This window comes from Allostella sp., assembly GCF_041913585.1.
Taxonomy (GTDB): domain Bacteria; phylum Pseudomonadota; class Alphaproteobacteria; order ATCC43930; family Allostellaceae; genus Allostella.
This window is the reverse complement of the sequence record NZ_JAYSFE010000066.1, coordinates 6,475-26,496: the sequence shown is the minus strand read 5'-3', so window position 1 is coordinate 26,496 and position 20,022 is coordinate 6,475. Positions and strand designations below refer to the sequence as shown.

Sequence of the window (20,022 nt, the reverse complement as noted above, 5' to 3'; positions counted from 1 at the left end):
GCGCACGGCATCTACGGCTGCGGCGTCTACAAGGGCCTCGACTACAAGTTCAAGTAGTCGCTGCCATCCGGCGGACGGGGGCGGTCCCAGGCGGGCCCTTCCCCGTCCGATCCCGAAACCGAGACCGGCACGACCCCTGGTCGTGCCCTCCCATGGGCTGACCGATGGCCGACGCCGCCCCGACGCTGCTCGACGTTCGCGACCTCAAGACCTACTTCAAGACCGAGGGCGGCCTGTTCCGGGCCGTCGACGGCGTTTCCTTCCAGGTGAGCCGCGGGCGCACGCTGGGCATCGTCGGCGAATCCGGCTGCGGCAAGAGCGTGACGTCGCTCTCGATCATGGGGCTGGTGCCGCGCCCGCCGGGCATCCAGGCCGGCGGCGAGATCCTCTTCGAGGGCGAGGACCTCCTGAAGAAGCGTCCGGCGGAACTGCGGAAGATCCGCGGCGGCGCCATCTCGATGATCTTCCAGGAGCCGATGACGTCGCTGAACCCGGTCTTCACCGTCGGCGACCAGATCACCGAGGCGATCACCGCCCACATGGCGGTCTCCGCCGCCGAGGCGCGCGAGCGCGCGATCGAGATGCTGAAGCGGGTGCGCATCCCCTCGCCCGAGCGCCGGATCGACGACTATCCGCATCAGATGTCGGGCGGCATGCGGCAGCGCGTGATGATCGCCATGGCACTCGCCTGCGGACCGAAGCTGCTGATCGCCGACGAGCCGACGACCGCGCTCGACGTCACCATCCAGGCCCAGATCCTGGACCTCATGCGGACGCTGCGCGACGAGACCGGGACCTCGATCATCCTCATCACCCACGATCTCGGCGTCATCGCCGAACTCGCCGACACGGTGGTGGTGATGTATGCGGGCAAGATCGTCGAGAGCGCGCCCGTCGGCGCCCTCTTCGCCGACCCGCAGCACCCCTACACGATCGGCCTCATGGGCTCGATTCCCAAGCTCGAGGAGACGCGCACGCGCCTCGCCTCGATCGAGGGCACGGTGCCGCCGCCCTTCGCGCTCCCCGAGGGCTGCCGCTTCAACCCGCGCTGCCCCTTCGCCGACGATCGCTGCCGGCGCGAGGAGCCGCCGCTGCGGACGCTCCGCGACGATCATGCCGTCGCCTGCTGGAAGGCGCCGCTCGAGGAGGCCCAGTGATGGCACCCCCGCCGATCCTCAAGGTCGACCGGCTGGTCAAGCATTTCCCCGTCACCAGCGGCATCATCCTCTCCAAGCAGATCGGCGCCGTGAAGGCGGTCGACGACGTCAGCTTCGAGGTCCGCCCCGGCGAGACCCTGGCGCTGGTCGGCGAATCCGGGTGCGGCAAGTCGACGACCGGGCGGCTGGTACTGCGCCTCCTGGAGCGCACCTCCGGCCGGGTCGAGGTCGACGGCGAGGACATCTTCGCGCTCGACCGCCAGGCGCTGCGGCGCAAGCGCCGCGACATGCAGATCATCTTCCAGGACCCCTATGCCTCGCTCAACCCGCGCATGACGGTGGGCGACGTCCTGGCCGAGCCGCTGCGCGTCCACGGCGTGGCGAGCGGGCCCGCGATCCAGGCACGGGTCGAGGAACTGCTCCGCGTCGTCGGCCTCGCCCCCTACCACGCGATGCGCTATCCGCACGAGTTCTCCGGCGGGCAGCGGCAGCGGATCGGCATTGCCCGGGCGCTGGCGGTCAATCCCAAGCTCATCGTCTGCGACGAGCCGGTGTCGGCGCTCGACGTCTCGATCCAGGCCCAGGTCGTCAACCTGCTGCAGGACCTGCAGGCGAAGTACGGGCTGTCCTACCTCTTCATCGCCCACGACCTCGCGGTGGTGAAGCACATCAGCGACCGCGTCGCGGTCATGTATCTCGGCAAGATCGTCGAGCTCGCCGACAAGAAGACCCTCTACGCCAATCCCCGCCACCCCTATACGCAGGCGCTGCTCTCGGCGATCCCGGTCGCCGACCCGGCGGTGCCGCACGGGCGGGGCATCATCCAGGGCGACGTGCCGAGCCCCCTCAATCCGCCGTCCGGCTGTCGCTTCCACACGCGCTGTCCGCACGCGCGCGAGCGCTGCCGGAGCGCGGAGCCGGCCTTCCGCGACCTCGCCCCCGGCCACCAGATCGCCTGCCACTTCGCCGAGGAGATCGCCGTGCCCGACACCGTGCGGGCCCGGCAGGCGACGCAGATTTCGGACGCCTACCGGCGGCGCCTCGCCGCCTACGAGGCCCAGCAAGCGCGGCGCAGGACCGCCGCGGAGGAGACGACCCCTTGAACCCTGCTTCCTTCTTCAGCCCCGACTACCGCACCGCCCGCGCCAAGTTCCAGGCCGCCGCCAAGGCGGCCGGCTGCGAGGTCGCGACCTACGCCCACCCGCTGAAGGGTCCCGAGGGCGAGGATCTCGCGACCGACGTGGTCCGCATCGGCCCGGCCGACGCCAAGCGCTACATCGTGCTCAACACCGCGACGCACGGGGTCGAGGGCTTCTGCGGTTCGGGGGCGGTGATCGGGGTGCTGACCGAACGGCTCGACCGCGAGCTGCCGCCCAACACGGCCTTCCTCATCATCCACGCCATCAACCCCTACGGCTTCGCGTGGCTGCGCCGGGTCAACGAGGACAATGTCGACCTCAACCGCAACTTCCTCGACTTCTCGCAGCCGCTGCCGGTCAATGCGGAATACGCCAATATCCACCAGTGGCTGGTGCCGCGGAACTTCGAGGGCGAGGAGCTGGCCAGGGCCGACGCGGAGCTCGGGAAGGCGCGCGAGCGCCTCGGCGCCAAGCCCTTCCAGGGCGCCGTCAGCGGCGGCCAGTACGCGTTCCCGGACGGGCTCTTCTACGGCGGCAGCGGCCCGACCTGGTCGAACCGCACCCTGCGCCGCATCCTGCCGGAGATGATCGGCGACGCCACCCACGTCCTCTTCTTCGACTTCCACACCGGCCTCGGCCCCTACGGCTATGCCGAGCCGATCAACGGCCACCCGCCCGGCACCGACGGCTACCAGCGGCTCTTCGACTGGATCGGCGACTGCGTCACCTCGGCCCAGACCGGGACCTCGAGTTCGACCCGGCTCTCCGGCACGATCGGCTTCGGCGTCATGGAGGCGCTGCCGAACGCGATCCACACCAAGTCGACGCTGGAGTACGGCACCCGGCCGAACGAGTATGTCCGGCTGGCGCTGCGCTCGGACTGCTGGCTGCACAATTACGGCGACCTCAAGAGCCCGCGGGCGAAGGAGATCAAGGCGCTGATCCGCGACGCCTTCTATCGCGACTACGACGACTGGAAGGAACTGGTCTATGTCCGCGCGCGGCAGATCATCCGCCGCGGCATCGCCGGCCTCTCGACGCAGAAGGACTGACCGCCATGGAATACCGTCGCCTCGGCCGCAGCGGCCTGCGCGTCTCGCCGATCTGCCTCGGCACCATGATGTTCGCCGCCCGCACCGAACGGGCGGAGGCGGAGCGGATCGTCGGCATCGCGCGCGACGCCGGCGTCAACTTCGTCGACACCGCCGACGTCTACAGCTTCGGCGGCTCGGAACGGATGCTGGGCGAACTGATCGCGGCCGACCGCGATTCCTGGGTCGTCGCGACCAAGGTCGGCAACGCCATGGGCCAGGGCCCGAACGAGGGCAATCACAGCCGCAAGTGGCTGACGCGCGAGATCGACGCCAGCCTCGCCCGGCTCGGCACCGACCATGTCGACATCTGGTACCTCCATGTCGACGACCAGGGGACGCCGCTCGGCGAGACGCTGGGCGCCATCGCCGACATCGTGCGCGCCGGCAAGGTGCGCTACTGGGGCGTCAGCAACTTCAGCGCGTGGCGACTGGCGGAGGCCTGCCACGTCGCCGCCGATGTCGGGCTGGCGCCGCCGGTCGCGAGCCAGCCGCTCTACAACGCCGTCAACCGCCAGATCGAGGCCGAGCACCTGCCGGCGTGCCAATTCTACGGCCTCGGCGTCGTTCCCTACAGCCCGGTCGCCCGCGGCGTGCTGACCGGCAAGTACGGGCTCGACGGCAGCGCGCCGGAGGGCTCGCGAGCGGCGGTCAAGGACAAGCGCATGATGGAGACGGAGTTCCGGCCGGAATCCTTCGCCATCGCCCAGCAGATCGTCGCCCACGCCCGCAGCCGCAACATCTCGCCGACCCAGTTCGCCATCCTCTGGCTGCTGCGCAACCGGCTGGTGACCAGCGTCATCGCCGGCCCGCGCACGGTCGAGCAGTGGCAGGAGTACCTGGGCGCACTCGAGCACACGCTCGACGCCGCCGACGAGGCCGCGGTCGACGCGCTCGTCAGACCCGGCCACGCCTCGACCCACGGCTATACCGACCCCCGCTACCCGGTCACCGGCCGGGTCGTGTGAGCCGGCTCCGCGGCGGAGGCCCCCAATGCGTATGACGGTCCGATCCGGCCTGCTGGCGGCGGCGCTCGTGCTGACGACGCACCCGCCCGCTTCGGCCGGCGAGGTGCGGGCCCTGGCGGCCAATGCCCTGAAGGCGCCGCTCCAGGAGTTGGCATCGGCGTTCGGGGCCGCGTCCGGCCACCGCGTGACGATCGCCTGGGGCGGCACGGAAGGGATCGTGCGCCGGGTCAACGACGGGGAGCAGGTCGACATCGTCCTCATCGGCTCGGACGGGCTCGACCGGCTGATCGCCAACGGGCGTCTGGTCGCGGCGACGCGGGCGGAGTTCGTTCGTTCCGGCGTCGGCGTCGCGGTCCGGGCTGGACTGCCGGCGCCGAACCTGTCGACCGCGGAGTTCGTCCGGGAGGCCCTGCTGGCCGCGCCTTCGATCGCCTATTCATCGGGACCGAGCGGCGTCCACGTCGCCGCCATGATCCGGCGGATGGGGATCGCCGACCGGGTGGCGCACAAGGTGATCCAGCCGGCCTCGGGCGTGCAGGTGGCGGAGTTGTTGGCGCGAGGCGAGGCCGACATCGGCTTCCAGCAGGTGAGCGAACTGCTCCACGCCAAGGGGATCACCTATCTCGGGCCGCTGCCGCCCGAGATCCAGGTCGTCACCGTCTATGCGCTCGCGCTCGCTCCGTCCGCCGTCGGGTCCGACGCCGCGACCGGCCTCGCCCGCTTTCTGGTCGGCCCCGACGTGGCGGCCGTTGCCGCCGGCGCCGGACTGGAACCGGGGAGAAACCCCTGAAGGCCGCGGCAGTCGCCGACAGCCCGCGGAGAACGGCATGAGCCTGAACGGACGAGCCTATGTCGCGGGCGCATTCGAGCATCCGACGCGCCATGCGCCGGATCGCTCGGTCGCCCGCCTGCATGCCGAATGCGCGCTGGGGGCGCTGGCCGACGCCGGCCTGTCGCTCGCCGATGTCGACGGCTATTTCTGCGCCGCCGATGCGCCGGGGGCCAATCCCCTGTGGATGGCCGACTATCTCAATCTCAAGCTGCGCTGGCTGGACGGCACCGATTCCGGTGGCTGCTCCTACCTCGTCCATGTCGCGCACGCCGCCGCTGCGATCGCCGCCGGACATTGCGACGTGGCGCTGGTGACGCTCGCCGGGCGACCGCGCAGCGAAGGCCTGTCGATCGGGACCCAGATGCGGGCGGCCGCCCTCGACCGCCCGGACGAGCCGTTCGACAGCGCCTACCGGCCGACCATCGCCGCCGTCTACGGCCTGATCGCGCGGCGCCACATGCACGAGTACGGCACCACGCCCGAGGAGATGGCGTGGGTCAAGGTGTCGGCCTCGCGGCACGCCCAGCACAACCCCCACGCGTTCCTGCGCAAGCCCGTCACCGTCGCCGACGTCATGGCCTCGCCGGTGATCGCCGACGGCATCCGCCGCCACGATTGCTGCGTCATCACCGACGGCGGCGGCGCCGTCGTCCTCGTCCGGCCGGAGATCGCCCGCAGCCTCGCCCGACCGCGCGTCCGGGCGATCGGCATGGGCGAGACGGTGTGGACCCAGACCGGCGGCTACATCGACATCACCCGCTCCGGCGCCGAACGGTCGGGACCGGCCGCCTTCGCCGAGGCCGGGGTCGGCCCGCAGGACATCAAGTACGCCTCGATCTACGACAACTTCACCATCATGGTCCTGATCCAGCTCGAGGACCTGGGCTTCTGCCCCAAGGGCGCGGCCGGGCGCTTCGCCGCCGAGGGCAACCTGATCGCCGGCCAGGGCCGCCTGCCCTGGAACACCGACGGCGGCGGGCTGTGCAACAACCACCCGGCCAACCGCGGCGGCATGACCAAGCTGATCGAGGCGGTGCGCCAGCTCCGCGGCGAGGCGCACCCCGCCGTCCAGGTGCCGAACTGCGACCTGGCGCTGGCCTGCGGGCCGGGCCGGGTGATGGGCAACGGCCATGGCCACGCGACCGTGATCCTGGAGCGCGAATGACCGCCGCGACCGACGACCAGGGCGCCGCCATCCAGGCGCTTGCCGCCAACCATCCGGAGACCCGGCCCTTCTGGGAGGCCGCCGCCCAGGGCCGGTTCCTCCTCGCCACCTGCACCGCCTGCGGCCGTGCCCACTGGTATCCGCGGACCATGTGCCCGCTGTGCGGCGCCCCCGAGGTCGAGTGGCGGCCGGCATCCGGGCGGGGCCGCATCTACAGCGTCAGCGTCGCCCGGCGCGCCGACCCGCCCTACGCCCTCGCCTACGTCACCCTCGACGAGGGGCCGACGATGATGACCAACATCGTCGACTGCGACCTCGACGCGCTGGCGATCGGACAGCGGGTTCGGGTCACCTTCCGGCCAGGGCCGACCGGCCTGCCGATCCCGATGTTCGTGCCCGACCGAGGTGCCGAGGAATGACGATCGCGAAGGCGCCCCTGCGTCTGGGGTTCTTCACCCGCCTGCTCGACCTGGCGCCGCCGGCCGAGCGCTACCGCCTGGCGCTGGAGCAGATCCGCCACGCCGAACGCTGCGGCTTCGACGCCGCGTGGGTGGCGCAACATCATTTCCACGCGGACGAGGGCGGCCTGCCGTCGCCCTTCGTCTTCCTCGCCCAGGCGGCGGCCGCGACCGGCCGCATCCGCCTCGGCACCGGCATCGTCACCCTGCCGCTCGAACTGCCGATCCGCGTCGCGGAGGACGCCGCGGTGCTCGACCTCCTGTCCGGCGAGCGGCTGGAACTCGGCATTGGGCCGGGCGGCAACCTCTCGGCCTTCCGCGCCTTCGGGCTCGACAGCGAGCGCCGGGCGGAGCTCTTCGACGGCCACCGCCAGGTCCTCGTCGACGCGCTCCGCGGCGGCGTGCTGGACGGCGGCGACCGGCTCTATCCCGACCGGCCGCCGCTCCTCGACCGGATGTGGCAGGCGACCTTCACGGTCGCCGGGGCGCGGCGCGCCGGCGCGGCCGGCGACGGCCTGATGCTGTCGCGGACCCAGCCGCGCCCGCAGGGCCAGGAGGGCGCCCGCCTCGACGCGCTGCAGAACCCGATGATCGACGCCTATCTCGCGGCACTGCCGCCGGGCCGGGCGCCACGCATCATGGCGTCGCGCACCGTCTTCGTCGCCGACGACGGCGGCGAGGCCGAGCGGCTGGTGCGGGCGGGCTATGCCCGCCACCGGGCGCGGCTTCTGGAGACCAAGCCCGAAACCGCCGGCGCCTCCCTGGAGGACCTGATCGCCGGCTCCGACATCCATGCCGGCACGGCCGACCAGGTCGTCCAATCGCTGGCGGCCGACACCGCCCTCGCCCGCGCGACCGAGCTCGCCGTGCAGGTCCACTCGGTCGACCCGCCGCACCCGCTGGTGCTGCGCTCGATCGAACTGGTGGCGTCCCGGGTCGCACCCGCCTTCGGCTGGCGGCCGCCGGCCGGCGCCGTGCGCCAGGTCGCCTGAGCCGGTCTTCCCCGGAAGGAAACCCCATGACCGACGTGATCGACGACCTCCTGGGCATCCGTCCCGGCTCGCCCCTCGACGCGATCCGCGCCCGCCGGCCGGAGACCCGCGCCCAGGCGCAGGCGAGCTACGACGCGCTCTTCCGCCCCGCCGATCCAGGCGGCGTGACGGCGGCCGAGCGCTTCGCGGTCGCAACCTTCGTCGCGGCACTGCACGGCGCGACCGAGGTTGCCGGCCACTACCGCGCCGCCCTCGCCCCGGCGCTGGCGGAGGCGGTGGACGCGGCCGTGGCGGCCGCCACCGGCACCGGCCCCTATGGCCGCTACCCGACGGGCCCGCTCACCGCCGAGGACCAGCCGGGCGCTTCCTGGGCACCGGCCGGCGCGCTCGCGGCGGCGCTCGGGCCGCGGCTCGCGGCGGCCCTCGGCCACATGCACCTGCTCGTGCTGCACCCGCGCGACGGCGCCCCGCCCGCGCTCCAGGCGCTCCTCGACGCCGGCTGGACCACGACCGACATCGTGACGCTGTCGCAGATCGCCTCCTTCGTCGCCTTCCAGCTCCGCGCCGTCGCCGGCCTGCGCGCGCTCGCCACCCGCCTCTGAGGTCCGCCATGACCGAGACGACCCTGGTCCCGCCGCCGCACGAGGTGCCGGCCGTCTTCACCCGCGCCATGCTCGACTGGCTGCCCTGGCTGGCGCCGATGGCGCGGGAGGACCTCACCCCCCGCCACATGGCCGGCCTCGTCGACCCGGCCCGGGCCGGTTCCGACTATTTCCGCCTGCTGGTGCGCGACCCGGCCGCGCTCGAGGCGCGCACCCGCACCGACAAGGACATCTTCTACAATCCCGATGCCGGCCTGCCGCGGGCCGAGCGGGAACTGGCCGCCGCCGCCGTCTCGCGCCGGAACGGCTGCATCTACTGCGCGTCGGTCCATGCCCGCTTCGCCGCGACCTATTCGAAGCGCGAGGCGGACGTCGACCGGCTGCTGGCCGAGGGCACCGGCATCGACCTCGGCGAACGCTGGAACGCGATCGTCGCCGCGGCGGTGGCGCTGACCGATACCCCCGCCGCCTTCGGCCCGGCCCATGTCGACCGGCTGCGCGCCGCCGGTCTCGACGACCTCGCCATCGCCGACGTCATCCACGCCGCCGCCTTCTTCAACTGGGCGAACCGCCTGATGCTGACCCTGGGGGAACCCGCCCTTCCGGCCGCGGCCTGAGTTCATCGACAAGTCACTTGCATGATGCAACGTCATCGGCGCATCCTCGGCGCCGATGACGAAGCCGGCTCCCGACCGCGCGGCGCGCGCGCGCAAGCTGCTCGAAGGCCCGATCCTGCCGACGCTGCTGGCGCTGGCGGCCCCCAACTTCGCGGTCATGCTGGCCCAGACGACGGCCAGCTTCGCCGAGAGCTACTATGTCGGGCTCCTCGGAACCGAGGCGCTGGCAGGGGCGGCGCTCGTCTTCCCGCTCTTCATGCTGATGCAGATGATGTCGGCGGGCGGCATGGGCGGCGGCATCGCCTCGGCGGTGGCCCGCGCCGTCGGCGCCGGGCGGCACGACGATGCCGAGGCGCTGGCGCTGCACGCCGTCGTCATCGCGCTCGCCTTCGGCCTCGCCTTCACCGCCGCGGCGCTCGTCGGCGGGCCCGCGCTCTATCGTGCCATGGGCGGCGAAGGCGCCGCGCTCGCGGCGGCGATCGCCTACTCCAACACCGTCTTCCTCGGCGCCGTCCTGCTGTGGCTGCTCAACAGCCTCGCCAACGTGCTGCGCGGCAGCGGCAACATGGTGCTGCCGGCCCAGGTGCTGGCGACGGGCGGCATCGGCGTCATCCTGCTCGCGCCCGTCCTGATGTTCGGGCTGGGGCCGATCCCGGGGCTCGGCATCGTCGGCGCCGGTGCCGCGCTCGTCGTCTTCCACGGCGCCGGCTCGGCGGTGATGGTGGCGAGCCTCGTGCGCGGCAACGGGCTCGTCCGGCTGACGCTCGCCCATCCGCTGCGCTGGCGGCATTTCGCCGAGATCCTCAGGGTCGGCATGTTCGGCGTCGCCAGCACGCTGGTCTCGAATCTGGCGGTCGCGACCGCGACCGGGCTGGTCGGCCTGCACGGGGCGGCCGCGCTCGCCGGCTACGGGCTCGGCCAGCGCATGGAATATCTCCAGATCCCGATCGCCTTCAGCTTCGGCTCGGCCCTGGTGGCGATGGTCGGCATGAATGTCGGGGCGGGCCAGCGCCGCCGCGCCCTGCTCGCGGCCTGGGCCGGCTCGCTGGCGGTCGCCGCCGTCACCGCCCTGATCGGCGTCGCGACGGCCCTCTTCCCGCGCCCCTGGCTCGGGCTCTTCACCGCCGATCCGGCGGTCGTCGCGGCGGGCGCCGACTATTTCGCCATCGTCGGCCCCGCCTACGCCTTCTTCGGGCTCGGCATGGCGCTCTACTTCGCCGCCCAGGGCACCGGCCGGATGGCCTGGCCGCTGGCGGCCGGCATCATCCGTCTCGCCATCATCGCCGCCGCCGGCTGGGTCGCCGCCCACCTCCTCGATCTCGGGCTCGCCGGCACCTACGCGGTGATTGCGGCGGCCCTGGTGGTCTTCGGCCTCGTCAACGCCGTGCCGTGGCTGCTGCGCCTCTTCGATCCGGCCTGGACCGGCAGCCCGGCCGCCGCCACCGTTCAGAAGGCCGCGCGGTAGCGCCGGACCAGTTCGTCGGGCGCCAGTCCGTCGAGTTCCGCCAGCTCGGCGCGCTTGACGCCGAGAAAGGCGTCGGCGAGCGCCGCCGGCATCAGGTCGCGCCCGTCCGCGGCAAACCGTTCCAGTGCCGCCGGCAGGCTGGTCGGCAGCCGCTCGACGCCGAGGCGCGCCAGGTCGGCCGCCGGCAGGCCGTCGGGATCGCCCTCGAACGGCGCGTCGGGCGGCAGTCGGTCCCGGATGCCTTCCAGTCCGGCCCGCACCAGGAGCGCGAGCACGAGATGGGGATTGGCGGCACCGTCGGTCGCCCGGAACTCGATGTTGAACTGTTCGGCCTCCGGCCGTCCGGTGCCGGGGCGGACGGGACAGATGCGCAGCGCCGCCTCGCGGTCGCGCACCGCCAGCGTGTTGTAGGCGGCGCTCCAGCGATGCGGTTGCAACCGTTCGTAGGAGACGACAGTCGGCGCCGTCACCGCCACCATCGCCGGCAGTCGCCGCCGCACCCCGGCGACGAAGGAGGCTGCCACCGACGAGAGGCCGGTCTCCGAGGCCGGGTCCCAGGCCGCCGGCCGACCGGCGCCGTCGAGGAAGCTGAAATGGAGATGGGCGCCGCTGCCGACCCCACCCGGCGCCCCGATCGGGGTGAAGGAGGCATGCTCGCCGAAGGACTGGGCAACCGCCCGCACGACCTCGCGCAGGACCGCCGAGCGGTCCGCGACGGCAATGCCGACCGCCGGCACGATCGGCACCTCGACCTGCTGCGGCGCGAACTCGGGGATCACCGTCTCCGCCGGCACCCCGGCACGGGCGAGCGCCGCCACCAGCCGGTCGGCGAAGGGCCGGATGCGGCGGAAGGCCGACAGCGAGAAGGGATCGCCCAGACGGTGCTCGAGGCCGGTATAGAGAAACTCGTGCTCGAAGGCGCCCTTGAGATGGAGGCCCGCCTCGCGCTCCAGGTCGGCCAGCGCCGCCTCGAGGAAGGCGCGCGGGCAGCAGTCCCACGGATCCCCCGAGCGGGTGCGGAGATGGCCGAGTGCGATCCGCACCGGCGGCTCGTCCGGCGCCGCCGCGATCTCGGTCAGGGTCGCCGGGTCGGGCACGATGAAGACGTCGCCGCGCGCGCCGAAGGCGTTGTCGGCGAGCGTGCCGAACGGCGTCAGCATCAGGTTGGCGGGCGGCCAGCCGACGCCCCAGCGGCAGCGGTAGGGCCACTCGTGCCCCAGCACCCCCTTGCCGCGGAAGACGCCGCCCAGGTCGACCTGGCCGACGAAGACGATCTCCTGTTCCCCCGGTCGCGAATCCGCCATGCTCGCCTGCCCCCTTCGCTTGGCCCGTGCCGGCCGATGATCCCTCGCTTCGGGCCGGAAAAGAAACCGTCATGCCGCCTTCCGTCCACGCCCTGCTCGCCCCCGACGAACCGCCTTCGGTCACCGTCGACCGTCCCGACGGCGCCTCGCCCTTCCTCTTGACCTGCGACCACGCCGCGCACCGGGTGCCGCGGCGGCTCGGCGACCTCGGTGTCGCCGAGGCCGACCGGCTCCGCCACATCGGCTGGGACATCGGCGCCCTCGCGGTTGCGCGCACGGTCGCCATGCGTCTCGACGCGACGCTGGTCGCGGCCGGCTATTCCCGCCTCGTCATCGACCTCAACCGGCCGCCCGGCGCGCCCGACTGGATCCCCGAGATTTCGGACGGGACCCCGGTCCCGGCCAACCGGAACCTTGCGGAAGACGAGCGGGCGGCCAGGGTGGCGGCGCTCTTCGACCCCTATCACGGCGCCATCTCCGCCCTGCTCGACCGCCGGCGGGACGCCGGCCGGCCCACCTTCCTCGCCTGCATCCACAGCTTCACGCCGCGGATGCGCGGGCGGGACCGGCCGTGGCATGTCGGCGCCTGCCACGGCCCCGACCCGGCGATGGCACGGCTCCTCGCCGACGCGCTGCGCCGCGATCCGGCGCTCGTCGTCGGCGTCAACCAGCCCTATTCCTGCAGCCGCACCAGCGACTATGCGGTACCGGTCCATGGCGACGACCGCGGCCTGCCGTCGGTCCTGATCGAGATCCGGCAGGACCAGATCACGGACGAGGCCGCCGCGGTCGCCTGGGGTCACCGCCTCGCCGACGCACTGGCGGCCATCGAACGCCCCCTCCTCGAACTCGGAGCAGGCCCGTGACCATTCCCGCCATCGACGCGCCCGGCGGCGCCTACCGCGAGCGTACGATCGACCCGCGCCGCACGGCGCTGCTGTCGATCGACATGCAGAATGCCGAGTGGAGCCCCGCGGCGCTGGCGCGCGCCCGCGCCGGCGATCCGGCCGTGGCCGGCAAGCGCGAACTGATGGAACGGATCGAGCGGGTGCTGATCCCGAACCAGCGCCGCCTCCAGGCGGCGGCGCGCCGCGCCGGCATCGAGGTCGTCTACACCGTCATCGAAAGCCTGACGCAGGACGGGCGGGACCGCAGCCTCGACCACAAGATCTCGCGCATCCATCATCCCAAGGGAAGCTGGGAGGCCGGAATCATCCCGGCCGTCGCGCCCGAGGGCGACGAGATCGTCATCCCCAAGACCTCGTCCGGCATCTTCAACAGCACCAACGTCGAGTACGTGCTGCGCAATCTCGGGATCGAGTTCCTGGTCGTCTACGGCATCTATACCGACCAGTGCGTCGAATCGGCGGTCCGCGACGCCGCCGACCGCGGCTTCCTGGTCACCCAGGTCGAGGACTGCTGCGCCGCCGAGACGGAGGCGAACCACCGCCGCTCGATCGCGGCGATGGGCGGCCACTATGGCCGCGTGCGTTCGACCGCGGAGACGATCGCCGAGATCGAGCGGCTGTCCGGCCGCTGAACCTTGCCCCCGCCTGGCGCGTTGACGCTCCCAGAAGCCGCCTCGCCCAGTCCCCGATCGGGCGGCGAACGAGCCGGCAAGGGAAAGGCAATGCGATGGACCGACGATCCGGTTCCGCGTGCGCGCCGGGTGGCGCGCGATGACCGGGACGACCGAGGCGCGCTTCGCGGGCATGCGGGTGCTCGTCCTGGAGGACGAGGCGCTGGTCGCGATGCTGCTGGAGGACATGCTGGCCGACCTCGGCTGTGAGACGGTCGGCCCCTTCGCCGAACTCGCCGACGCCGAGGCCTTCGTCGCCGCCGAACCGGCCGGCGCCGACGCTGCGATCATCGACGTCAACGTCGCCGGCGAGGCCAGCTACCCGCTGGCGACCCGCCTCGCCGAAGGCGGCATCCCCTTCGCCTTCAGCACGGGCTACGACCCGGCCGGCATTCCGGCCGAATGGCGTGGCCGTCCTGCCCTGTCCAAGCCCTTCATGCTCCCGGACGTGGAGCGGGTGCTCCGGTTGCTGCGGAGCACCGCCCCGGCATGACGCCGGGCCCCGCCTACGCCCGGCCTGCGCCGAAGAAGCGGCCCAGCCGGTCGACCGCCTCGTCCAGGATCTCGTCGCGCTTGGCGAAACAGAAGCGCGCATAGTTGCGCACCGATCCTTCGGCATAGAGGGCGCTGACCGGAATGGCGGCGACCTTCGCCTCGGCGGTGATGTGCTTGCAGAAGGCTTCGTCGTCGCCGTTGAAGCCGAGCGGCCGGAAGTCGGCATTGACGAAATAGGTGCCCTCGCACGGCAGCACCTCGAAGCCGATGCGGGTGAGGCCGGCGGCGAGGCGGTCGCGCTTGGCCTGCATCCCGCCGGCGAGCCCGTCGAAATACTCCGCCCCCTTCTCCAGGCCGTGCGCCACCGCCCGCTGCAGATTGGGCGGGGTGGTGAAGACGAGGAACTGGTGGGCGCGCATGACCGGGGCCAGCAGCGCCGGGGCGGCCGTGACGTAGCCGACCTTCCACCCGGTCAGCGAAAAGGTCTTGCCGGCCGAGCCGATCTTCAGGCAGCGCTCGCGCATGCCGGGCAGGGTGATGAGGCTCTCGTGCCGCCGCCCGTCGAAGACGATGTGCTCGTAGACCTCGTCGCACACGGCATAGGCGTCGTGCTTCTCGAGGAGGGCCGCGATCTCGCCCAGTTCCTCGCGGGTGAAGACCTTGGCGGCCGGGTTCATCGGCGTGTTGAGCAGCACCAGCTTGGTGCGGTCGCTGAAGGCGGCCTTCAGCCGCTCCACCGGCAGGTCCCAGGCCGGCGGCGCCAGCGGCACCAGCTTCGGGATGCCGCCCGCCCGCCGCACGATCGGCAGGTAGCTGTCGTAGAGCGGGTCGAACAGCACCACCTCGTCGCCGGGCTCGATGAGGCCGAAGAGGCAGGATGCCAGCGCCTCGGTCGCGCCCGAGGTCACCAGCACCTCGCGCTGCCAGTCGATGTCGAGACCGTAGAAGCGCCGTCCGTGCGCCGCCACCGCCTGCCGCAACTCGGGGATTCCCGTCATCGGCGGGTACTGGTTCGGCCCGTCGATGACGGCGTCCGCCGCGGCCCGGAGGACGTCCTCCGGGCCGCGGTCGTCGGGGAAGCCCTGGCCGAGATTGACGGCGTCATGGGCGCGGGCAAGCTGCGACATGACCTCGAAGACGGTCGTGCCGTAGCCGGAGAGGATGCTGTTGGCGGGCTTCACCGGCAGGGCTCCGGACGCAGAGGTGGGATCAGTGGATCTCGTCCGCCTCGCCCATCGCCTTCTTCAGCTTCTCGATGTCGAAGTCGGGGCTCTTGGCGGCGTCGAGGATGACCTTCTCGCGGCGGGTCAGCAGGTCGACGGCGGCCGGGATCTTCTTCACGGCGTCCGCCGGCACCACCACCGCGCCGTGGCGGTCGGCATGGATGAGGTCGTTCGAGCTGACGATCATGCCGGCGACCTGCACCTGGCCGCCGAAATCGACGAGATGGACGTGGGCGTGGGAGGGCGCATAGGACGCCGCCAGCATCTGGAAGCCGTCCGCCACCATGTCGAGGTCGCGGATGCAGCCGTCGGTGACGACGCCGAGGCAGCCGAGCCCCTTGTGGATGTTGGTCTGGACCTCGCCCCAGAAGGCGCCGAAACCGACGTCCGGCCCGTCGAGGTCCTGGATGACCGAGACGGTCGGCCGCGGGCCGGCCGCGACATACTCGTAGTAGCCGGTGCGCTGCTGGCGCATCGCCGCCTTGTCGCGGGTGGGCACGTGCTTGGAGCGGATCATCGCTGTCCGCGCATAGCCGATGATCGGCTTGAGGTGCGGGAACGGGCAGTGCAGGTGGCGCACGGTGAAGCCGGTCGCGCGGCGCTCGGGCGAGGTCAGTTCGAGCGCGTTGCAGATGGTCGGCGTGTCCCAGGCGGTGAGCGCGTCGAGGTCGGCCTGCGTCAGGTTGGTCATCGGGTTTCCTCCTTGTTCAATCGGTGGCGGGCGTCGCGCCCTCCGCGACCGCGGCGCCGCCCGCGAGCAGCGCCGCGATCTCGGCCGCGGCGAAGCCGGCCTCGGCCAGGATCTCGGCCGTGTGCTGGCCGAGCCGCGGCGGCAGGCGGCGGATCGCGGCGGGCGTCCGCTCGTAGCGGACGGGATGGCCGAGGAAGACGAGGTCGCCCTCGCTCTCGTGCCGGTGCGTCTCGAAGAACCCGGTCGCCGCCAGGTGCGGACAGTCGAGCACCTGGTCGAGGTCCTGGACCGGCATCGCCGGGATGTCGGCCGCGTCGAAGTCGCGTTGCCATTCGCCCGTCGTCCTGGCCGGCATGGCGTCGGCCACCATGCCGTAGAGGTCGCCGACATGGCGGCTGCGGGTCGCGCCGTCGGTCACCCGCGGGTCGTCCGCCATCTCCGGCCGGCCGATCAGGCGGAACAGGCGCTGCCACTGCTGCACCGTGTAGGGCAGGACGCCGATATGGCCGTCGGCCGTGCGGTAGGGACGGCGATAGGGAGCCAGGACGCGGCCATAGCCCGCGGGCCCGAGCGGCGGCGCGAAGCTGCGGCCGGCCATGTGCTCCGGCAGCAGGAAGGCGACCATGGTCTCGTACATCGGGATCTCGATCGCCTGGCCTTCGCCGCTGCGCTCGCGGTGGAAGAGCGCGGCGTTGATCGCCGAGGCGACGGTCAGGCCGACCAGCTTGTCGACCATCGAGGACGGTACGTAGCGCGGCTCGCCGGCGAAGCTCGCCTGCAGCGCCGCCAGCCCGGAGGCGCCCTGGATGACGTCGTCGTAGGCGGGCCGCCAGCCGTGCGGTCCGTCGCGGCGATAGCCGTAGGCGGCGCAGTGGATGAGACGCGGGTTGCGGGCGCGCGCCGCCTCCGGCCCGAAGCCGAGCCGGTCCATGGCCTGCGGCCGCATCGAATGCATCAGCACGTCGGCCCCGGCGACGAGGCGGCCGAGCGCCGCCCGGCCCGCCTCCTGCTTGAGGTCGAGCACGACCGAGCGCTTGTTGCGGTTGACGGCGAGGAAGCCCGCCCCCATGCCGGGATTGCGCGCGGGCGCGATCGAGCGGGTGATGTCGCCGTCCGGCGTCTCGACCTTGACGACGTCGGCGCCGAGATCGCCCAGCGTCTGCGACGCCAGCGGCCCGAGGAAGACCGCCGTCAGGTCGACGACGCGGATGCCGTCGAGCGGGCCGGGCGCCGTCATCGCGCGAGCGGCCCGTTGGCCGAGCCGTCGCGCAGGTCGGTCAGGACATGCACGAGCGCCGGCCCGTCATGGGCGAGCGCGGCGCGGAAGGCCGGCTCGAACTCCGCCGTCTCGCGCACCGTCCAGGCGGCGGCGCCGTAACCGCGGGCGAGCGTCGCGAAGTCGGGGCTGCGGACCCGCACGCCGTGATAGGCCTCGGCGCCGTAGCGGCGATGCTGGTGGATCAGGATCGAGGCATAGGCCTGGTTGTCGCAGAGCACGACCTTGACCGGGATGCCCTCCTCCACCGCCGTCGCCAGTTCCGACCCCGTCATCAGGAAGCCGCCGTCGCCGACGAAGGCGACCACGGCGGCGTCCGGCCGGGCCAGCGCCGCGCCGATGGCGCCCGGGACGCCGGCGCCCATCGCCCCGACCTCCGGGGCGACCTGGGTCAGGGGCCGCCGCCACGGATAGTGGCGATAGACCCAGCTGCCGAAGGTGCCGGCGTCGGTCGCGATCATCGCGTCCGCCGGCACCGCGCCGGCGACCGCCGCGATCACCTTCACCATGTCGACCGCGCCGATCGCCGGCCGCTGGTCGAAGCCGGCATGGGCGGCCTCGGCGGCATGGACCTGGTCGCGGCGGGCGAGGCGCGCGGCGGGCGGCGGCGGCATCGCCGCCGCCAGCGCCTCCAGCGTCGGCGCGAGGTCGCCCGAGAGGTGGATGTCGACGCCGGCGGCGGCCGCCACGGCCGGGTCGGGATGCAGCAGCACGACCGTCTGGTCGGGGCGAACGAAGGTGAATTCCTCCGTCGTCATGTCGTCGAGCCGGCTGCCGACCGAGACGACGAGGTCGGCCTCGGCCCAGAGCGCGCGGATGTAGGGCTCGCGCGTCAGGCCGAGATGGCCGGCATAGGCGGGATGCGCGCTGGGCAGGCAGTCCTGGCGCCGGAAGGCGGCGACGGCGGGCGCCCCGGCGCGGTCGAGGAAGCCGATCAGTTCGGCATGGGCGCGCTCGTTGCCGACCATCTCGCCGAACACCACGACCGGAAGCCGCGCCGCGGCGATCGCGGCGGCCGCCGCCGCGACGGCGTCGGGCGCGGAGACGGCGGGGATGCGGCGCGGCGGGCGCGGGATCGTGCCGCCGTCGAACTCCGCCTCCGTCACGTCCTCGGGCAGGACGACGACCACCGGGCCGGGCCGCCCGGAGGTGGCGGTGCGCCAGGCGCGTGCGGTCGCCTCGGCCACGTCCTCCGGTCCGAAGGGCTGGATCACGGCCTTGGCGATGGCGCCGAAGAAGCGGCGGTAGTCGACGCCCTGGAACGCCTCGCGGTCCTGGACCCGTCGCGGCACGTCGCCGACGAACAGCAGCAGCGGCGTCGAATCCTGCATCGCGGTGTGGATGCCGATGGCGGCGTTGGTCGCCCCCGGCCCGCGGCTGACGAAGACGGCGGCCGGGCGCCCGGCGATCTTGCCGTAGGCCTCCGCGGCGAAGGCGGCCGAGCCCTCGTGCCGGGCGTTGACGAGGCGGATGCGGTTGCGCGCCCGGCGCAGTCCCTCCAGCACGGCGAGGAAGCTCTCGCCCGGGACGGTGAAGCCGACGGTCACGCCGTGCTCGACCAGGGTCGCGACGAGGGCGTCGCCACCGGACATCCGTGCCATCGTCGCTATCCCTGGGCGGTGGAAGGTGGGATGGCGACGCTACCCAAGCGCCCGGAGGGTGGCAAGCGGCCTATGCCTCGCGCACGAACCGGCCATAGGCGCCGCGGAAATGCAGCAGCGGCGTGCGCTCGGGATCGCGTTCCAGCGCCTCCACCCGGCCGACGATGATGGCATGGTCGCCGCCCTCGTGGACCGTCTCCTTGCGGCAGACGACCCAGCCGACCGTGCCCGGCAGCAGCGGGCAGCCATGCAGGCCCGGGCGATGCTCGACGCCGGCCCAGCGGTCGGTGCGGACCGAGGCGAAGCGGGCCGACAGCCGCGACTGGCCCTCGGCCAGGATGTTGACGGCGAAGTGCCGGCCGTCGCGGAAGGCGGGCCAGGTCTCGGCCGTCCATTCCAGGCAGAAGAGGATGAGCGGCGGATCGAGCGACAGCGAGGTGAAGGAGGAGACGGTGACCCCGGCGGGACGACCGTCGCCGTCGACCGCCGTCGCGATCGCGACGCCGGTGGCGAAGCTGCCCATCACGTCGCGGAACTGGCGATGATCGAACGGCATGGCGCCCAGATGGTGGCAAGGCCGTCTGGTCTAAAGCATGGCGGCGGCGGCGCCAACATGGGAACGGGCACGCCGGCGCGATTCCGCATCGCGAGACGCTGGACGCCGGCGGCAGCGCTGGCGACAATGCCGGCATGAACCGCCTCGCGCCGCAGCCGTTGCAGCATTTCTACCGGACGGCCGCCCTGCCCTGCCCGTATCTCGACGGGCGGATGGAGCGGAAGGTGCTGACGGAGATCGCGGGCCCGGCCGCCGCCGCGCTCTACAACGGCCTGTCGCGGGCGGGCTTCCGGCGCAGCCACCACCTCGCCTATCGCCCGGCCTGCGCCGGCTGCAACGCCTGCGTGCCGGTGCGGGTCGCCGTCGGCCCGTTCGTCGCCAGCCGCAACCTGCGCCGGCTGGCCCGCATCAGCGAGGATCTGGCGACGGCCGAGGAGCCGGCACGGGCGACCGGCGAGCAGTACCGGCTCTTCAGCCGCTACCAGCGCTCGCGCCACGCCGAGAGCGACATGGCGACCATGACCTACGGCGACTACCGCGCCATGGTCGAGGACAGCCCGATCGAGACGCGGCTGGTGACGCTGCGCGGCGCCGGCGGCCAGCTCTACGCCGCCTGCCTCGCCGACCGGCTCGACGACGGCTGGTCGGCCGTCTACAGCTTCTTCGAGCCGGACCAGCCGCGACGCAGCCTCGGCACCGTGCTCGTGCTGCGCCTGCTCGAACTGGCCGCCGACCAGGGCCTGCCCTACGTCTATCTCGGCTACTGGATCGCCGACAGCCGCAAGATGGCCTACAAGACCCGCTTCCAGCC

21 protein-coding genes are annotated in these 20,022 nt (G+C 72.7%); 15 read left to right on the top strand and 6 right to left on the bottom strand.

Features of this window, described 5'->3' with window-relative positions; all coding sequences use genetic code 11:
- Window positions 1-164 precede the first annotated feature (164 nt).
- Genes ACE3Q3_RS13885 through ACE3Q3_RS13835 form a run of 11 tightly spaced genes read left to right on the top strand, consistent with a single transcriptional unit; the run spans window position 165 to window position 10,486 of the window.
- Window positions 165-1,157 (top strand): ABC transporter ATP-binding protein, encoded by a 993-nt coding sequence (locus ACE3Q3_RS13885; protein WP_374446986.1) that lies wholly within the window; start codon window positions 165-167, stop codon window positions 1,155-1,157.
- A complete protein-coding gene (locus ACE3Q3_RS13880) occupies window positions 1,157-2,260 on the top strand; it encodes an ABC transporter ATP-binding protein (protein WP_374446984.1) in 1,104 nt (367 codons plus the stop codon). Before ACE3Q3_RS13885 ends, ACE3Q3_RS13880 begins: the two co-directional genes overlap by 1 nt.
- Window positions 2,257-3,348 (top strand): M14 family metallopeptidase, encoded by a 1,092-nt coding sequence (locus ACE3Q3_RS13875; protein ID WP_374446982.1) that lies wholly within the window; start codon window positions 2,257-2,259, stop codon window positions 3,346-3,348. The genes ACE3Q3_RS13880 and ACE3Q3_RS13875 overlap by 4 nt, the downstream gene beginning before the upstream one ends.
- 5 nt (window positions 3,349-3,353) lie before the next feature.
- Complete coding sequence (locus ACE3Q3_RS13870) at window positions 3,354-4,355, top strand: aldo/keto reductase (protein WP_374446979.1); 1,002 nt, start codon at window positions 3,354-3,356, stop codon at window positions 4,353-4,355.
- Window positions 4,356-4,386: 31 nt separating this feature from the next.
- On the top strand, window positions 4,387-5,145 hold the full coding sequence (locus tag ACE3Q3_RS13865; RefSeq protein ID WP_374446977.1) for a molybdate ABC transporter substrate-binding protein: 759 nt from the start codon (window positions 4,387-4,389) through the stop codon (window positions 5,143-5,145).
- Between the two features lie 37 nt (window positions 5,146-5,182).
- Window positions 5,183-6,352, top strand: coding sequence for a thiolase domain-containing protein (locus ACE3Q3_RS13860; protein ID WP_374446976.1), 1,170 nt, complete (start codon window positions 5,183-5,185; stop codon window positions 6,350-6,352).
- Window positions 6,349-6,771 carry a Zn-ribbon domain-containing OB-fold protein gene (locus ACE3Q3_RS13855; protein ID WP_374446974.1) on the top strand — a complete coding sequence of 141 codons (423 nt, stop codon included), beginning with the start codon at window positions 6,349-6,351 and terminating at the stop codon, window positions 6,769-6,771. The genes ACE3Q3_RS13860 and ACE3Q3_RS13855 overlap by 4 nt, the downstream gene beginning before the upstream one ends.
- Window positions 6,768-7,802 carry a putative FMN-dependent luciferase-like monooxygenase gene (locus ACE3Q3_RS13850; protein WP_374446971.1) on the top strand — a complete coding sequence of 345 codons (1,035 nt, stop codon included), beginning with the start codon at window positions 6,768-6,770 and terminating at the stop codon, window positions 7,800-7,802. The genes ACE3Q3_RS13855 and ACE3Q3_RS13850 overlap by 4 nt, the downstream gene beginning before the upstream one ends.
- Window positions 7,803-7,828: 26 nt before the next feature.
- Window positions 7,829-8,404, top strand: a complete 576-nt coding sequence (locus ACE3Q3_RS13845; RefSeq protein ID WP_374446969.1) for a CMD domain protein — start codon at window positions 7,829-7,831, stop codon at window positions 8,402-8,404.
- Between the two features lie 8 nt (window positions 8,405-8,412).
- Window positions 8,413-9,021 (top strand): alkylhydroperoxidase domain protein, encoded by a 609-nt coding sequence (locus ACE3Q3_RS13840; protein ID WP_374446967.1) that lies wholly within the window; start codon window positions 8,413-8,415, stop codon window positions 9,019-9,021.
- 55 nt (window positions 9,022-9,076) lie between these two features.
- Window positions 9,077-10,486 carry an MATE family efflux transporter gene (locus ACE3Q3_RS13835; RefSeq protein ID WP_374446965.1) on the top strand — a complete coding sequence of 470 codons (1,410 nt, stop codon included), beginning with the start codon at window positions 9,077-9,079 and terminating at the stop codon, window positions 10,484-10,486.
- On the opposite strand, the gene ACE3Q3_RS13830 is transcribed toward ACE3Q3_RS13835, so the two are convergent.
- Window positions 10,468-11,790: a glutamine synthetase gene (locus ACE3Q3_RS13830; RefSeq protein WP_374446963.1), complete on the bottom strand. Its 1,323-nt coding sequence runs from the start codon at window positions 11,788-11,790 to the stop codon at window positions 10,468-10,470. The two genes, ACE3Q3_RS13835 and ACE3Q3_RS13830, sit on opposite strands and share 19 nt — an antisense overlap.
- Window positions 11,791-11,861: 71 nt before the next feature.
- Between ACE3Q3_RS13830 and ACE3Q3_RS13825 the strand changes: the two genes are divergently transcribed.
- The 3 genes from ACE3Q3_RS13825 to ACE3Q3_RS13815 all read left to right on the top strand — a co-directional run bounded on the left by ACE3Q3_RS13825 (window position 11,862) and on the right by ACE3Q3_RS13815 (window position 13,862).
- Window positions 11,862-12,656, top strand: coding sequence for an N-formylglutamate amidohydrolase (locus ACE3Q3_RS13825; protein WP_374446962.1), 795 nt, complete (start codon window positions 11,862-11,864; stop codon window positions 12,654-12,656).
- A complete protein-coding gene (locus ACE3Q3_RS13820) occupies window positions 12,653-13,330 on the top strand; it encodes a cysteine hydrolase family protein (RefSeq protein WP_374446960.1) in 678 nt (225 codons plus the stop codon). Before ACE3Q3_RS13825 ends, ACE3Q3_RS13820 begins: the two co-directional genes overlap by 4 nt.
- 139 nt (window positions 13,331-13,469) lie before the next feature.
- The gene (locus ACE3Q3_RS13815) at window positions 13,470-13,862 is read left to right on the top strand and encodes a response regulator (RefSeq protein ID WP_374446958.1); all 393 of its coding nucleotides are present in this window, start codon (window positions 13,470-13,472) and stop codon (window positions 13,860-13,862) included.
- 13 nt (window positions 13,863-13,875) lie between these two features.
- Here ACE3Q3_RS13815 and ACE3Q3_RS13810 read toward each other — a convergent pair whose 3' ends face one another.
- The 5 genes from ACE3Q3_RS13810 to ACE3Q3_RS13790 all read right to left on the bottom strand — a co-directional run bounded on the left by ACE3Q3_RS13810 (window position 13,876) and on the right by ACE3Q3_RS13790 (window position 19,211).
- Complete coding sequence (locus ACE3Q3_RS13810) at window positions 13,876-15,045, bottom strand: aminotransferase (protein ID WP_374446956.1); 1,170 nt, start codon at window positions 15,043-15,045, stop codon at window positions 13,876-13,878.
- 28 nt (window positions 15,046-15,073) lie between these two features.
- A complete protein-coding gene (locus ACE3Q3_RS13805; RefSeq protein ID WP_374446954.1) occupies window positions 15,074-15,778 on the bottom strand; it encodes an RraA family protein in 705 nt (234 codons plus the stop codon).
- A gap of 16 nt (window positions 15,779-15,794) precedes the next feature.
- Window positions 15,795-17,015, bottom strand: a complete 1,221-nt coding sequence (locus ACE3Q3_RS13800; protein WP_374446952.1) for a CaiB/BaiF CoA transferase family protein — start codon at window positions 17,013-17,015, stop codon at window positions 15,795-15,797.
- Window positions 17,012-18,655, bottom strand: coding sequence for a thiamine pyrophosphate-dependent enzyme (locus ACE3Q3_RS13795; RefSeq protein ID WP_374446951.1), 1,644 nt, complete (start codon window positions 18,653-18,655; stop codon window positions 17,012-17,014). Before ACE3Q3_RS13795 ends, ACE3Q3_RS13800 begins: the two co-directional genes overlap by 4 nt.
- A gap of 70 nt (window positions 18,656-18,725) precedes the next feature.
- Window positions 18,726-19,211 (bottom strand): flavin reductase family protein, encoded by a 486-nt coding sequence (locus ACE3Q3_RS13790; RefSeq protein WP_374446950.1) that lies wholly within the window; start codon window positions 19,209-19,211, stop codon window positions 18,726-18,728.
- A 134-nt stretch (window positions 19,212-19,345) separates the two neighbouring features.
- Here ACE3Q3_RS13790 and ACE3Q3_RS13785 point away from each other — a divergent pair.
- Window positions 19,346-20,022: arginyltransferase (locus ACE3Q3_RS13785; RefSeq protein ID WP_374446949.1), on the top strand; the 677-nt coding region annotated here is incomplete at its 3' end.

What these genes read in the sequence shown, in the direction of transcription:
- ACE3Q3_RS13800 (WP_374446952.1), bottom strand. Translation starts at nt 17,015, where the DNA reads ATGACGGCGCCCGGCCCGCTCGACGGCATCCGCGTCGTCGACCTGACG.
- ACE3Q3_RS13795 (WP_374446951.1), bottom strand. Translation starts at nt 18,655, where the DNA reads ATGGCACGGATGTCCGGTGGCGACGCCCTCGTCGCGACCCTGGTCGAG.
- ACE3Q3_RS13870 (WP_374446979.1), top strand. Translation starts at nt 3,354, where the DNA reads ATGGAATACCGTCGCCTCGGCCGCAGCGGCCTGCGCGTCTCGCCGATC.
- ACE3Q3_RS13850 (WP_374446971.1), top strand. Translation starts at nt 6,768, where the DNA reads ATGACGATCGCGAAGGCGCCCCTGCGTCTGGGGTTCTTCACCCGCCTG.
- ACE3Q3_RS13830 (WP_374446963.1), bottom strand. Translation starts at nt 11,790, where the DNA reads ATGGCGGATTCGCGACCGGGGGAACAGGAGATCGTCTTCGTCGGCCAG.
- ACE3Q3_RS13865 (WP_374446977.1), top strand. Translation starts at nt 4,387, where the DNA reads ATGACGGTCCGATCCGGCCTGCTGGCGGCGGCGCTCGTGCTGACGACG.
- ACE3Q3_RS13825 (WP_374446962.1), top strand. Translation starts at nt 11,862, where the DNA reads ATGCCGCCTTCCGTCCACGCCCTGCTCGCCCCCGACGAACCGCCTTCG.
- ACE3Q3_RS13845 (WP_374446969.1), top strand. Translation starts at nt 7,829, where the DNA reads ATGACCGACGTGATCGACGACCTCCTGGGCATCCGTCCCGGCTCGCCC.
- ACE3Q3_RS13805 (WP_374446954.1), bottom strand. Translation starts at nt 15,778, where the DNA reads ATGACCAACCTGACGCAGGCCGACCTCGACGCGCTCACCGCCTGGGAC.
- ACE3Q3_RS13880 (WP_374446984.1), top strand. Translation starts at nt 1,157, where the DNA reads ATGGCACCCCCGCCGATCCTCAAGGTCGACCGGCTGGTCAAGCATTTC.
- ACE3Q3_RS13885 (WP_374446986.1), top strand. Translation starts at nt 165, where the DNA reads ATGGCCGACGCCGCCCCGACGCTGCTCGACGTTCGCGACCTCAAGACC.
- ACE3Q3_RS13840 (WP_374446967.1), top strand. Translation starts at nt 8,413, where the DNA reads ATGACCGAGACGACCCTGGTCCCGCCGCCGCACGAGGTGCCGGCCGTC.
- ACE3Q3_RS13860 (WP_374446976.1), top strand. Translation starts at nt 5,183, where the DNA reads ATGAGCCTGAACGGACGAGCCTATGTCGCGGGCGCATTCGAGCATCCG.
- ACE3Q3_RS13815 (WP_374446958.1), top strand. Translation starts at nt 13,470, where the DNA reads ATGACCGGGACGACCGAGGCGCGCTTCGCGGGCATGCGGGTGCTCGTC.
- ACE3Q3_RS13835 (WP_374446965.1), top strand. Translation starts at nt 9,077, where the DNA reads ATGACGAAGCCGGCTCCCGACCGCGCGGCGCGCGCGCGCAAGCTGCTC.
- ACE3Q3_RS13790 (WP_374446950.1), bottom strand. Translation starts at nt 19,211, where the DNA reads ATGCCGTTCGATCATCGCCAGTTCCGCGACGTGATGGGCAGCTTCGCC.
- ACE3Q3_RS13855 (WP_374446974.1), top strand. Translation starts at nt 6,349, where the DNA reads ATGACCGCCGCGACCGACGACCAGGGCGCCGCCATCCAGGCGCTTGCC.